Genomic DNA, 13,201 nt, shown 5'->3' with positions numbered 1-13,201 from the left:
GATGTTCCGTATACGTACGGTCGGCGCCCTGGCCGCCGCCTTCTCGCTGGCACTCTCCCTCACCGCCTGCGGCGCCGACGAGGATCCGCTGTCGAACGACTCCGGCACCAAGTCGGGCGGCTCGTCGGCCGTGACGGTCGGCTCGGCCAACTTCGCCGAGAGCGAGCTGCTGGCCGAGATCTACTCGCAGGCCCTGGAGGCCAAGGGCGTACAGGTCAAGCGGCAGTTCAACATCGGCGCCCGTGAGCTGTACCTGAAGGCGCTGCAGGACGGCTCGATCGACCTGCTGCCCGAGTACAACGGCGCGCTGCTCTCGGCGCTGCACACCGGCGGCGCGCCGCAGGGCGTGTCCAAGCCGGACGACGTGCTGGCCGAGCTGAAGAAGGTCCTGCCGGCCGGCACCGAGGTGCTGGAGCAGTCGGCCGCCGAGGACAAGGACACCCTGACCGTCACCCAGGAGACGGCCACCAAGCACAACCTCAAGACGATCGAGGACCTCAAGCCGGTCGCCGGTCAGCTCTCGATCGGCGCCGGCCCCGAGTGGCAGGAGCGCTACCAGGGCCTCAAGGGCCTCGAGGAGCTGTACGGCGTCAAGTTCAAGAAGTTCCAGCCCCTCGACGCGGGCGGCCCGCTCACCCTGAACGCGCTGCTCGACGGCAAGATCGACGTGGCCAACATCTTCTCCACCGACTCGGCCATCGCCACCAAGAAGCTGGTGGTGCTCGAGGACCCGAAGAACCTCTACCTGGCCGAGAACATCATTCCGCTGATCCGCACCGAGGCCAACAACCCGACCGTGTCGGGCGCCCTCAACGCGGTCTCGGGCAAGCTCACCACCGAGAACCTGACCCAGTACCTGGCCAAGGTCCAGGTCGACAAGCAGGACACGGCCACCGTGGCCAAGGCCTTCATCAGCGACAACGGCCTCGCCTGACAAACAGCGCGCGGCAACGGGCCGCCCCCCTACGATCGTCGATCAGCGGTGGGCGGCTCTCCGCGGTGCTTCCTTCTCCCCACCCTTTCCCGGACATCCAGCGTCGCGACTCCCCGCCCACCGCTTCGTGCGCTCAACTGGGGATGGTCGTGGTGGATGCTCTGGCCTCGGTGCCGCTGCGCCGGGCCGGCACGTACACCGAGGTCCCCGCCTCCCTCCCCGCGATCCGCGAGGCGGCCGCGGCGCCCCCGGGCCCGCCCCGCCGGCCGCCGGCCGTGCCGGCTGGGACTGTGCTGGCCGGTGCGGTTGACGTCGCCGTCCTGCAACGGCTCGTGCCGGCGCCGGGGGCCGGCTCGGTCGCGGTGACGGTGAGTGGCGAGCCGGCCGAGCCGTGGTCAGCCCGCCACGTCACCGAGCTGCTGGCCGAGGTTCCGCGCCAGGAACGCGGCCGCCGGTGGAGCTCAGCCGAAGGAGGGCGGCCTGGTGAGAGAGCTTCCGCCGAAGGAGCGCGAGCCGCTGGGCGCTTCGCGTCAGGAGCGCGACCACCAGTCGTACGGCCGAAGCCCGGGCTTGAAGCCGTGGGCCTGGGCCATCGCGACGGCGCCGGCGAAGCCGCGGGCGAGCTCGTCGGGGTTGTGGGCGTCGCTGCCGAAGGTGACGGCCGTGCCGCCCTCGTCGCGCCACCAGCCGAGGATGATCGGGCTCAGCGGCACCGTGGTGTTGATTTCGAGAGCGCGGCCGCTGCCGGACAGCGCGCGCAGCGCGAGGCGGAACTCCTCCTCGAACGCGTACGGGTCGAACGGGCCCGCCGACACCGGCCACTTCCGGGCCGTGTAGTCGATGTGGGTCAGCACCTGGAAGGCGTCGGATCCGGCGACCAGGTTCGGGATTTCCAGCAGGTAGTCCCGTACGACGTCGGCGGCGGGCCGTTCGGCGAAGGCCGGCCCCACCTCGGCCAGGCCCTCGGCCACCGGGACCGTGTGCAGCGAGCCGACGACCCGTTCGAAGTCGCCGCCGGCCAGCAGCTTGGCGACGGCCTCGGTGTGCCAGTGCGGTTCGCCGAGTTCGAGGCCGGTCAGGATCCGCAGGCCCGGGAAGCGGTGGCGGCAGCGGTCGACCGCGTCCAGGTATCCGTCGACGTCCAGGGGCGGCGCGGTGAAGCCGACCCAGTCGGTGAAGTCCAGGTGTTCGGTGAAGGCCAGCGCCGGCAGCCCGATCTCGACGGCTCGGGCGCAGGTGGCCATCATGTCGGCCCCGCGCCGGCCGGCGTCCCAGGACCATTCGCTGTGCACGTGGTTGTCGGCGGGAAGTTCGAGGGTCATGCCGGTCCTCTCAGGCGACTGCCAGCACGACCACCCCAAGGATGATCAACGCCGCGGACGTGATGCGCTGGAGCTGATCTTGCCGTAGGCGCAGGGCCGTCCGCGCGCCGAGGAGCACACCTGCAGCGGCGATCACACCGATCAGTTCCCAGCTGACTGTTTCTCGACATGTGATTCGCGGCGCAAACCGCTGTCTACCGACGCTCCGGAGGGTCTACGTTGCCAGTCAGCGCACGTTTACCACTGTTTTCGCACCCCGGAGGCCCCCTATGGCTCGTGCTTTCGAGGAGTGGGTCAACCTCCCCTCTCCAGACACCGACCTCGCGGTGCCTCCGTTCTCTTTCCTGTACGCGGTGACGGCCGCCCTGGCCGCCTCGGTCGCCGTGGCCGCCGCCACCACCCACTACCTCCGCGCCCGCCGCGCCGCCTCGGCGCCGGCCGATTCCCTCCCGGCTCGATTCCGATGACGCTGCGGGCACGCAGGCCCGGTTCTCCCCGGCGGCCAGGTAGCCGCCCGAGCCCTCGCGCCTGCGTGCGCCGCCGTCGCCGCCTCACCCTTCGCCGGTTCGCCCTTCGCCGCCGCCGTTTCTCGTTGCGGCCCCCGCGCCCGGCCGCTTTCCGCCTGGCCCCCGCCGCGCTGCGCCTGGCACCGGTCGTCTTTCCCTTCGCGCCGGCCGCCCTGCTGTTCGCGCCCGCCGCGTTTCGGCCTGCGGCTTCCCGCCCCATCTCCACCCGGCCCGAGCCACCCGCTCCGCCACCGCCCCGCCCCTGGCGCCCGGCGCTTCGCGTCCTGCTGGGGGCCGCCGCCGCGGCCGCGGTGGTCATCGCCCTGCGCGGCCGGATACCCGACCCGTCGTCGGTGGCCACCACCCTCACCCACGCCGAACCGCGCTGGCTGGCCGTGGCCGTGGCCGCCCAGTTCCTGTCCCAGGCCGGCTTCGCGTTGCAGCAGCGCACCCTGCTGGCCGCGCTCGGCACCGATCTGCGCCTGCCGGACGCCCTGGCCATCACGTTCAGCCGTACCGCCATGGGTTCGGTCCTGCCGGCCGGCTCCGCGATGTCGGCGGCCTTCGCCCTCCAGCAGTTCCGCCGTCGAGGCGCCCTCGCCACCGCGGCCACCGCCGCCGTGGTCCTCTCGGCCGCCGCGTCCATGCTGGGCCTGGCCGTCCTCTACGGGGCCACCGCCGCCGTAAACCTGAAACCGGCCCACACCGCCGAACTGGCCGCGGCCGTCCTCGCCGTCGCTGCCGTGGTTGCCTGGATCGCCCGTTCCCGCCGCGCGGGATCGCTCCGTGCACCGTCGCGGCGGCCCGAGTCCCCGGTCTCGGTCCTCGGCGCGCCCTTCGCACCGCCTCCGGCCGCTGGTTCGCCCACGTCAAGCGGGCCGACGACCAGGCCGACGACCGCGCCGCCGACCAGACCGACGACCGCGCCACCGACCAGACCGACGACCGCGTCGACCACCGGGGCGACGTTCGCGGCCGTTCGGCGGCGGTGGCTTGAGCGGGCGATCGCGCAGGCACACCGCATGCTCGGCGAGGCGAGGGCCCTGCGCCCCCGGTACTGGTTGACAGCCGTCGGCTTCGCGACGCTCAACTGGGCGCTCGACCTGGCCTGCCTGATCGCCGTGGCCCAGGCGTGCGGCTTCCCGCTCAGCCCGCTGCAGCTCACCTCGGTCTACCTGGCGGTGCAGATCGTCCGCCAGATCCCGATCACCCCGGGCGGCATCGGCCTGATCGAGGCCAGCCTGCTGGCCGGCTTCCTGGCCGCCGGCGCCCCGCAGGCCGCGGCCGCCGCCGTGGTCCTCGGCTACCGCGTCATCTCGTTCTGGCTGATGCTCCCGATCGGCTTGGGCACCTATCTGAGGCTGAGCCGTTCTCGCCCGGGCCTGTCGTCACCGCAGCACGAGTAGATCGAGGACGTCGATCTGTGGCCCGGTCGTCGTCCGCGCGGCCGCGCTGAGCCGCCGGACACCTCGCGCGTACGCGTCATCGCTGATCAGCTGGAGCAGGGTGTGCGCCTCGCGGCGCAGGTGGGTGGCGGCGTGCTCGAGCGACGGCGCGGAGACCTGCGCGACCGGCTCGAACCCGGCGGTGGTGAAGCCTGCGGTCGCGAATGCCTCCTCGACGGTGGCCACGGCCGGGTAGCTGTCGTTCAGCGCGGTTATCGCTTCCGGCCAGAACCGGCACAGGGTCAGGCCGTCGTGCCGGCCCGGGAACGCGGACCGGATCAGGACCGGGCCGCCGGGTTTCAGGACGCGGCGGATCTCCCGGGCGGCGGCCGGCAGGTCGGGGACGTGGTGGATGACGGTGGAGAGCCAGACCGCGTCGACGCTGGCGTCCGCGGCCGGGATGTCAGCGGCGTGCCCGGCGAGGACCGGCTGGAACGGCGCGCGCTCGCGCATGGCGGCGGACGGCTCGACGGCGAGCACGCCGGTGGCGGGCCACCAGGCGCGAAAGGCCTGTGACCAGCTTCCGGTGCCGCATCCGAGGTCCAGCAGGCGCATGCCGGGTCGCGGATCCAGATACCGGGTGATCGCCGCACGCCAGGCGCCCAGCGCGTCGCCGCTCAGGTGGCGGGTCGCCTCGAACGCGGCGGCGTCGGTTTTGTCGTACGCGATGAGCGCCATGCCTCGAGCCAACCCGTGGCGCCGGCGCCCTGCAAGACAGGTGTGACGTAAGCAATTGTTGACTTAATCGACGTGACCACGATAATAAGTCAGCAATCGTTTACATCTCTGGTTCGGGGTTTCTCATGACGGGTGCGCGTCGCGCCGGCAATCTGCTCGTGCTCTATCTGTCGCTGGGAGGGCTCGCGTTCGCGGTCCTTCAGTCGCTCGTGGCGCCGGCGCTGTCCACCATCGGGCGCGATCTCGGGGCCGACACCAGCGACGTCAGCTGGGTGATCACCGCCTATCTGCTCTCCGCCTCCGTCCTCACGCCCGTCCTCGGGCGCCTCGGCGACATGGCCGGCAAGCGCAAGGTCCTGATCGGCGTCCTGGCCGCGCTGGCCGCCGGCACGCTGCTCGCCGCCCTCGCGCCCAACCTCGGCGTGCTCATCGTGGCCCGCGCGGTTCAGGGCGCCGCCGGCGCGATCCTGCCGCTGTCCATCGGCATCGTGCGCGACGAGCTTCCCCGCGAGAAGGTCAGCGTCGTCGTCGGCCTGCTCTCCGCCATCTTCGGGGTGGGCGCCGGTGTCGGTATCGTCGGCGCCGGTCCGATCGTCGAGCACCTCTCGTGGCACTGGCTCTTCTGGCTGCCGCTCGTTCTCGTGGTGGTCGCTCTCCTCGGTGCCATCTTCGGCATGAAGGAGTCCCCGGTCCGTACCCCTGGGAAGCTGGACATTCTCGGCACTGTGATCCTGTCCGTCGCCCTCGTCTCGCTGCTGCTGGCGATCAGCAAGGGGCAGGCCTGGGGCTGGGGCGAGCCCAGGACGGTCATCCTGCTCGCCCTCGGCGCCGTCGCGCTGGCCGGCTTCGTCCTGGTCGAGTTGCGCGTCAAGGAGCCGCTGGTCGACATGCGCCTGATGCGCCTGCGCGGCGTCTGGGCGACCGACCTGGTCGCGCTGATCCTCGGCTTCGCCATGTTCGGCACGTTCCTGCTGGTGCCGACGCTGCTGCAGCTTCCCGCGGCCACCGGCTACGGCTTCGGCAAGTCGGTCTCCCAGTCCGGGCTGTTCCTGCTGCCGACAGTGGTCATGATGGTCTTCTTCGGCCCGCTGGCCGGCCTGCTCAACCGCAAGTTCGGCCCGAAGCTCCCGATGTTCCTCGGCGCCGTCTCGGTGGTGGCCGCGTTCGCCCTGCCCGCCTTCGCGCACGGCCAGCTCTGGCAGGTGGTCGCCTCCGGTGTGCTGACCGGCGCCGGCATCGGCCTGGCCTTCTCGGCCATGTCGAACGCCATCATCGAAAGCGTTCCCGCCGCGCAGACCGGAGAGGCCACGAGCGTCAACACGATTGCCCGTACGGTCGGCAGCAGTATCGGCACAGCCGTGGTCGCGGCCGTGATCTCGTCGCACGCGACCCTGCGGGGCCTGCCCACCGACAACGCCTTCACCATGGGCTTCGCCGTCTGCGCCGGTGTGGCCGTCCTCGCGGTGGTGGCCGCGCTGGCGCTGCCGTCCGCGCACCGTCGCCACGAGGAGGCCGTCGCGACCGGCGTCGAGGACCTGCCGCCGGAGCCCGAAGAGCTCCACCTGACCCACCGGGCGGGGTAGAGTCTCGCCGCCCCAGTAGAAGATCCACCCAGGAGGCGGCGTGGCCCCGGATCCGGCCCGGTTGGTGAGGGCCCTCGCCGCCCTGTTCCGCAAGCGGAAGGCCCCACCGCCCGGCCCGTTCCCGCCGCGCGGCCCCTATCCGGGGCCTTTCCTTCCGGCCGACGACTACCCACCGGGACCGTTCTCGGAAGCGCCGCCACCGGAGAAACCGACGCACGGTACGTAGCGTCCAGTCTGGAGGACTTTCGGGCCGTCGTCGAGCGCAACGTCCTCATCTACGGCACCGGCCTGCTGGCCTCGGATCGCCAGGCGGCCGCGGACGAGTTGGTCAAGGCGCTGCGCGAGGGCCCCGGCTATCAGGTCACCGCCTCAGGCGGCGTCGTAGGGTCCGACGGCCGCGTTCATCAGCGCCGAGTTCGGGATGTTCAACGGGCCGTCCTCGGTCTGCAGCACGGTGTAGAGCAGGCCGGCCGAGACGATGGTGCCCACGTGCCGGCCGTTGAGCGCCCCCGACTCGATCCGCACGCGGGTGCCGGGCACGTACGGCCGGGCGAACAGGATCACCAGCCCGGCGAACAGGTTGCCCAGCACCGGCTGCGCGGCCAGGCCGAGGATGATGCCGGTGACCGACCCGGCGACCAGCAGGCGCTGCAGGCCCACGTCGAGCAGGTCGCCGACCGACACCACCACGATCAGGTAACCGGTGAGCTGGATCATCACCCGCAGCGGCGTCGCGGCGGCCTCACTGGCCCGGGCGGCCGCCACGCGGTGCACCTCACGCGCGGCGGTGCGGGTCGCCGTCACCCCGAAAACCCCGACGAGCGCGGCACAGCCGTACGTGATGAGCCGGTCCCTGGTCGTGCCGGCGCCGAACTGGGAGCCGGTGACGAGCGCGGCCAGCGCCACGAAGCCGAACACCACGGTGCGGCGGAAGTCCGGCCTGAGCAGTTCCGGCCTCAACAAGTTGATCACTCTTGGTGACCCTATCGGCCGGGATCACAGGATCGGGTGTGATGATGCCTACGTGACGGTTCTCGACCCGGTGGTGCGGCTCCTCGTGGAGGCGTCGGCCGGACCGCCGTTCCTGCACCAGATCGGCCCGCAGGACGGCCGTCAGGCGCTGCTGGAGTCGCAGGGCCCGCCGCGGCCCGATCCGCGGGTGTCGGCCGAGTTCCAGGTGGCGCCGATCGGCCCGTCCGGCCTCGTCGGCTTCTGGGTGTTCCGGCCGCGCGGCGGGGAAAGCACCGGCAGCGTCGTCTACGCGCACGGCGGCAGGTGGATGCTGGGCGACGCCCGGACGCACTGGGCGCTGATCAGCGACCTCACCCGGCTCAGCGGCAAGACCTTCGTGGTGCCGGAGTACACGCGCACTCCGGAGGCCCGCTACCCGGTGGCGATCGAGGAGATCTACGCGCTGCTGCTGTGGGTGAGCGAGACGACCGGCGGCGACCTGGCCGTGGCCGGTGACTGCGCCGGCGCGACGATGGCGGCCGCGCTCGCCCTGATGGCCAAGCGGCGCGGCAGTCCGCGGATCAGCGCGCAGCTGCTGTTCTACCCGATCCTCGACATCGCCTGCGCGCAGCCGTCGCACCGCGAGTTCGGCTCCGGGTACCTGCTCACGCACGAGGCCGTGCGCTGGTACTGGGGGCAGTACAGCGACGTACCGGCGGAGCGGGCCGAGCCGACGCTGTCGCCCGCCCTGGCCTCGGTGGAAGACCTGGCGGGACTGCCGCCGGCGCTGGTGGTCTGCGCCGAGGCGGACCCGGTGCGCGACGAGGGCGAGGCGTACGCCGCGCGGCTGCGCGACGCGGGAGTGGACGCCTCGGCGGTGCGCTTCCTGGGCACGGTGCACGACTTCGTGTCGCTGACCCCGCTGCGGGACCGGCCGACGACGCGGGCCGCGATCGAGCGGGGCGCCGCGTTCCTGCGCGAGCACTAGGCCCTAGCGCGGGATGCGGACCGCCAGCATCGCCACGTCGTCGGCGCGGTCGGTGGTCATCTCCTTGACGACCCGGGCCAGCAGGTCGCGCGGGGCGCCCGCGTTGCGGATGCGCAGCTTGCCGTAGAGCCGCTGGAACCCCTCGTCGATGACCCGTCCCCGGCTCTCGACCAGCCCGTCGGTGTGCAGCAGCACGATCGAGCCGCGCTCGAGCGAGGCCGTGTACGTGTGCCGCGGCGAGCCCCGGCGGGCGCCGAGCAGCAGGTCGTTGCCGGTCAGCGGCCGCACCTCGCCGGACGGGCTGATCAGCACCGGCGGCGGGTGGCCCGCGTTCGACCAGCGCAGCCGGAAGCCGCCGCCGGGCGCGCGGTCGAGGAACGCCACCACGGCGGTGGCCATGGCCGGCTCGCCGAGCGCGAAGTTGGCCGCGTCCAGCCGGCGCAGCAGAGCCGACGGGGGCTCCCGGCGATCGACCAAATAGGCCCGCAGCATGTTGCGCAGCTCGCCCATCCGCGCCGTGGCCGCCGCGTCGTGGCCGACCACGTCGCCGATGACCATGGCCAGCCGGCCGTTCGGGCCGGGGATGACGTCGTACCAGTCACCGCCGACCTTGCGGTGGGTGTCGGCGGCCCGGTAGTACGCGGCCAGCTCGAAGTCGTCGACGTGCGGCAGCCGCGACTCGATCGCCCGCTGGAGCGTGTCGGTGATCGCGGTGCGCGAGTCGTGCCGGGTCGCCCGCTCCAGGGCCTGGGCGACGTACAGGGCCAGAGTCGCGATCATCGCGCGGTCGGCCACGTAGAAGGTCTGCGGCTCGTCCCAGGCCAGCAGCAGCGCGCCCACCGCGTCCGGCAGGGGCGCGCACACCGCGGCCTGCCAGCCGTCGCGTTCGAGCTCCTCGGCCAGCGTGGGGTGCTCCAGCGTCACGTCCATGCTGCTCTCGTAGTAGCGCGACCGGCGGTCCCGCATGGCCGTGGTGGTCAGCCGGTCCGACACGGCGCCGCGGCGCGGGTCGCCGGGCAGCACGACCTCGGCGTGCGTGGCCCCGAGCGCCGACTTCAGCAGCTCGGGCACGATGACCAGGACGTCGTCGGTCGTGGCGGTGACCGACAGCGACTCGCTGGCGTGCAGCAGAAGCCGGCTGCGCCGAAGCGCCGCGTCGTCCTGCACGATCGGTGGCGCTACGGCCAGAATGTTCTCAGTCATGACAGCTCCCCCCGGAGATGACCCCCCATGACAGCTGGTCACGAGGTTGATAAAGAGCGTGACGAGATCGCGCTCCCAGGGCATCCGCCAAATGACTGTCCTGTCTGCCGGGCGGGGTCGCGTCCGGTACGCGGTGAGTCGAATGACCGATGCCGGGTACCCCGGAGAAAGTCGACGATGATCGCTGGACTACAGAGGAGTGCTCATGGGTGACCGGTCCCGCCGCTGGGCCTGGCTGGCTGTTCTCGTCGTCGGACTGGGACTGTATTTCCTGGTCCTGCGCACTTTGGTGCACACACAGAACCCGAACTTCGTGCCGGCGCTGATCCTGCTCGGCGCGAGCGTGGTGCCCGCGTCCTTCCTGACGTTCGCCCAGGCCCGCACCGGCCGCTGGGAGGTGCCGACGTCTGTGTTGCTGGTCACGGCCTTCTTCGGCGGCGTCATCGGGGTGGTCGTGGCCGGCACGCTCGAGTACGACGCGCTGCGCGACCTGGGCACCCTGCCCATGGTGGTGGTGGCCGTGGTCGAGGAGTCGGCCAAGCTGATCGTGCCGGTCGTCCTGCTGATGACCGTGCTGGTCCGGCACACCCGCCGGCTGCCGTCGGACGGCCTGGTCATCGGCATCGCCAGCGGCATGGGCTTCGCCGCTCTGGAGACCATGGGGTACGCCTTCACGGCCCTGCTGCAGTCGAACGGCAACGTCGGCGCGGTCGAGGAGACGCTGTTCGTCCGTGGTCTGACCTCGCCCGCCGGGCACACCGCCTGGACCGGCCTGACCTGCGGCGCCCTCTGGATGATGCTGAGCGCGCCCAGCGTGCGCCACCTGCTGCAGTTCGCCGCCACCTTCATCGGGGCGGTCGCCCTGCACACCGCCTGGGACACGTTCGGCAGCACCTGGGCGTACGTGGTGCTGGGCGTGCTCAGCCTGGGCTGGCTGACCCTGATGCTGCGCCACTACCGGGCCTTCCACCCGGCCGAGGACGCGGTCACTCTCGGGCGAACGCGGCCCGTAGTTGGTGGCGCCCGCTGACGCCGAGTTTCGGGTAGACACTGTGCAGGTGGGCGCCGACCGTGCGGACCGAGATGAACAGCTGCTCGGCGATCTCCCGGTTGCGCAGTCCGCGCGCGGCCAGCTCGGCCACCTGCCGCTCCTGCGGGGTCAGCACGGCCAGCCGGGCGCTGCCGGCCGGCCCGTCGTGCCGGCCGCTGGCGCGCAGCTCCCGCGTGGCCAGTTCGGCCGCGTGGGCCGCGCCGAGCGCGGTGAACGCCTGCTCGGCCGCGGCCAGCAGGGCCCGCGCGTCGCGGGGCCGGCGGACCCGGCGCAGCCACTCGCCGTAGTGCAGCCGGGCCAGCGCCCGCTCGTACGGCCACTGGTGCCCGGCCGGGTCCACGGTGGCCAGCCGGAAGTGGTGCTCGGCCCGCTCGCCGTCGCTGAGCAGCGCGTCGGCCAGGTGCAGCAGCAGCCGCATCCGGGCGCTGGGGTCCTCGCCCGCGCCGGCCCGCACGTGCTCGACCACGACGCGGACGTCGTCGCGGTGTCCGCTGCGGACGGCGGCGGCGGCCAGCTCGGCCACGTGCCGCCCGGCCAGCAGCCGGTGCCGGGGCCGGCCGTCCCGGTCGAACATCGTGCGCAGGTAGCGGTACGCGGACTCGTAGTCCCCGTCGATCGTGGCGGCCAGCCCGGCCGCGCGCAGCACCCGCACGTGCACCGAGCGGTGCTGCTGGATGTCGACCCGGGCCACCGCCTCCCGCACGAGCTGCTGGGCCGGGGCCGCCTCGCCGCGCAGCGCCAGCAGCTGGGCCCGCAGCGCGTCCATCTGGGCCGCGAACACCGGCAGCCCGCCCGGGCCGACGAGGTCGGCGCAGCGCCGGGCCTCGGCCCACTCGCCGGTGTCGATCAGGGCGCTGACCAGGTGCGGAAGCATTTCCAGGCCGGAGACCGAGGCCCGCGGGTTGGCCTCGGCGGCCATCGTCGCGCGCAGCAGGCCGGCGGCCAGGGCCGAACGGTCCTCGTACCCGGCCATCGTGCCGATGACGTTGAGCCGGTGCCGTTCGGGCGCCGCGAGCCGGGCGCCGGGCGGCGGGACCGGTGTCGCGTCGCAGAGTTCCCGGCCCGGGTGCGACGCCGGGTCGATGATCAGCCGGACGAACGCCGCGGTGGCCGGGTCGGCGCCCGGGCCGGCCGCGGCCAGCAGCTCGGCCAGGCCCCGCCGGTGCTCCTCGTCGCCCGAGGTGGAGGCGATGACCGAGGCCAGGCCGGCGATGGCCGCCGCGACCCGCGGGTCGGCCGGGACACCGGCCCGGCGGGCCGCCGAGATCATGGCGTACGCCTCGTGCTGGCGCCCGGCCCGGGTGAGCGCGGTGGCCGCCGCGTGCCCGGCCATGGTGACCAGGGCCGGGTCGTCGGTGAGCCGCCGCACTGTCGAGTACAGATCACCCGGCCACTCCGTCTCGCCGAGGTTGCGGGCGTCCATCGCGGCCAGCGCGTAGCGGCGGGCGGCCGCGGCCGGCTCCGGTGACCGCTCGGCCGCGTGCTCCATCGCCTTCGCGGCCTCGAACAGGTCCTCGCGCTCGCGGAAGGCGGCCGCCGCGGCCTCCAGCCCGGCCGCGATCCGCTCGTCCGGGCCGTGCGTCACCTCGGCCAGGTGCAGCGCCCGCGACGCCGAGCCGGCCGGCAGCGCCCAGGCCAGGTTGCGGTGGGCCTGCCGCCGCTGATAGGCGGGGACATCCTGGTACGCGGCGTCGGCCGCCAGGGGATGGGTGAAGTCGGCCGTGTCTCCGCCGAGCACCACCAGCCCGGCCTGCTCGGCCGGCGCCCACCACTGATCGTCGCGCTGGCCGGCCGCGCTGGTCACCCCGGCCCGGCCGGCCGGCGGGCTGGCCGCGGCCAGGTGCAGCAGCAGGCGGCGCGACGGCTCGGGCAGCGCGGCGATCTCGGCCGCGAACGCCGACCGCAGCCGGCCGCCCGGGCCGAGCTCGAGCACCGCCGCCGGGTTGCCGGCCGCGCGGTGCAGCACCATGGCCCGGTGGCGGCCCACCGGCGGGTTCGGCTGCGACTCCAGCAGCCGGGCGGCGTCTGCGCGGTCCAGCGGGCGCAGCTCGGCCCGGGGCAGCCCGCGCAGCACCTCGGGAATCCGGTCGGGCAGGCCGGCCATCAGCACCGCGGGCACCGCGCCGGCCATCTCGGCCAGCACGCCGGCCGCGGCCGGGGTGATCCGGTGGACGTCGTCCACGGTGACCAGCAGCGGCGAGCCGATGCGCTTGAGGACCCGGCACAGGGCCGGTGAGTCGGCCCGGTCCAGGTCGACCGGGCCGGGCGTGTCGTGGCGCAGCGCGATCAGCAGCCGCCGGATCAGCGCCGGCGCGTCCATCGGCGCCCCCGGCGGCACCTCGACGGTGACCACCCGGTGCCGGCCCTCGTCGCGGGCCCGCTGGGCCGCGGCGGCCAGCAGCCGCGACTTGCCGATCCCGCGGCCGCCGGTGACCAGCAGCGCGTGCTGCCCGGGGCCGAGGCAGCCGGCGACGCGGGCCAGCTCGCGGTCGCGGCCGATCAGCCCGGCGCCGGGATCGATCAGCGTGCTGTCCGACATC

Annotated in this window: 11 protein-coding genes; 6 read left to right on the top strand and 5 right to left on the bottom strand. The window is 73.3% G+C overall.

Translation table 11 applies throughout. The features are described from left to right. Nucleotide 1 precedes the first annotated feature (1 nt). Nucleotides 2-934, top strand: coding sequence for an ABC transporter substrate-binding protein (locus ACGFJ7_RS29705; RefSeq protein WP_392644993.1), 933 nt, complete (start codon nt 2-4; stop codon nt 932-934). Nucleotides 935-1,464: 530 nt separating this feature from the next. Here ACGFJ7_RS29705 and ACGFJ7_RS29700 read toward each other — a convergent pair. Beyond that, nucleotides 1,465-2,256, bottom strand: a complete 792-nt coding sequence (locus tag ACGFJ7_RS29700) for a PHP domain-containing protein (protein ID WP_360260135.1) — start codon at nt 2,254-2,256, stop codon at nt 1,465-1,467. A gap of 269 nt (nt 2,257-2,525) precedes the next feature. On the opposite strand from ACGFJ7_RS29700, the gene ACGFJ7_RS29695 reads away from it, so the two are divergent. Continuing rightward, a complete protein-coding gene (locus ACGFJ7_RS29695; RefSeq protein WP_360260138.1) occupies nt 2,526-2,723 on the top strand; it encodes a hypothetical protein in 198 nt (65 codons plus the stop codon). Between the two features lie 125 nt (nt 2,724-2,848). Beyond that, nucleotides 2,849-4,168, top strand: a complete 1,320-nt coding sequence (locus tag ACGFJ7_RS29690) for a YbhN family protein (RefSeq protein WP_392644991.1) — start codon at nt 2,849-2,851, stop codon at nt 4,166-4,168. Here ACGFJ7_RS29690 and ACGFJ7_RS29685 read toward each other — a convergent pair. Further along, nucleotides 4,151-4,885 (bottom strand): class I SAM-dependent methyltransferase, encoded by a 735-nt coding sequence (locus ACGFJ7_RS29685; protein ID WP_392644989.1) that lies wholly within the window; start codon nt 4,883-4,885, stop codon nt 4,151-4,153. The two genes, ACGFJ7_RS29690 and ACGFJ7_RS29685, sit on opposite strands and share 18 nt — an antisense overlap. Nucleotides 4,886-5,010: 125 nt before the next feature. Here ACGFJ7_RS29685 and ACGFJ7_RS29680 point away from each other — a divergent pair, with 125 nt between their 5' ends. Further along, a complete protein-coding gene (locus ACGFJ7_RS29680) occupies nt 5,011-6,468 on the top strand; it encodes an MFS transporter (protein WP_392644987.1) in 1,458 nt (485 codons plus the stop codon). A 369-nt stretch (nt 6,469-6,837) separates the two neighbouring features. On the opposite strand, the gene ACGFJ7_RS29675 is transcribed toward ACGFJ7_RS29680, so the two are convergent. Further along, nucleotides 6,838-7,440 (bottom strand): mechanosensitive ion channel family protein, encoded by a 603-nt coding sequence (locus ACGFJ7_RS29675; protein ID WP_360260147.1) that lies wholly within the window; start codon nt 7,438-7,440, stop codon nt 6,838-6,840. Between the two features lie 52 nt (nt 7,441-7,492). Here ACGFJ7_RS29675 and ACGFJ7_RS29670 point away from each other — a divergent pair, with 52 nt between their 5' ends. Further along, on the top strand, nt 7,493-8,407 hold the full coding sequence (locus ACGFJ7_RS29670) for an alpha/beta hydrolase (protein ID WP_360260149.1): 915 nt from the start codon (nt 7,493-7,495) through the stop codon (nt 8,405-8,407). A gap of 3 nt (nt 8,408-8,410) precedes the next feature. Here the strand turns inward: ACGFJ7_RS29670 and ACGFJ7_RS29665 are convergent, their stop codons facing one another. Next, entirely contained in the window at nt 8,411-9,610 is a 1,200-nt protein-coding gene (locus ACGFJ7_RS29665) for a PP2C family protein-serine/threonine phosphatase (protein WP_360260151.1), read from the bottom strand. A gap of 205 nt (nt 9,611-9,815) precedes the next feature. On the opposite strand from ACGFJ7_RS29665, the gene ACGFJ7_RS29660 reads away from it, so the two are divergent. Next, nucleotides 9,816-10,640 carry a PrsW family glutamic-type intramembrane protease gene (locus ACGFJ7_RS29660; RefSeq protein ID WP_360260153.1) on the top strand — a complete coding sequence of 275 codons (825 nt, stop codon included), beginning with the start codon at nt 9,816-9,818 and terminating at the stop codon, nt 10,638-10,640. On the opposite strand, the gene ACGFJ7_RS29655 is transcribed toward ACGFJ7_RS29660, so the two are convergent. Further along, on the bottom strand, nt 10,597-13,200 hold the full coding sequence (locus tag ACGFJ7_RS29655; RefSeq protein WP_360260155.1) for a LuxR C-terminal-related transcriptional regulator: 2,604 nt from the start codon (nt 13,198-13,200) through the stop codon (nt 10,597-10,599). The two genes, ACGFJ7_RS29660 and ACGFJ7_RS29655, sit on opposite strands and share 44 nt — an antisense overlap. Nucleotide 13,201: the final 1 nt, after the last annotated feature.

Source organism: Actinoplanes sp. NPDC048988, assembly GCF_043197815.1.
Taxonomy (GTDB): domain Bacteria; phylum Actinomycetota; class Actinomycetes; order Mycobacteriales; family Micromonosporaceae; genus Actinoplanes.
The sequence above is the reverse complement of the archived record's forward strand: the minus strand, read 5'-3'. Positions and strand labels throughout refer to the sequence as shown.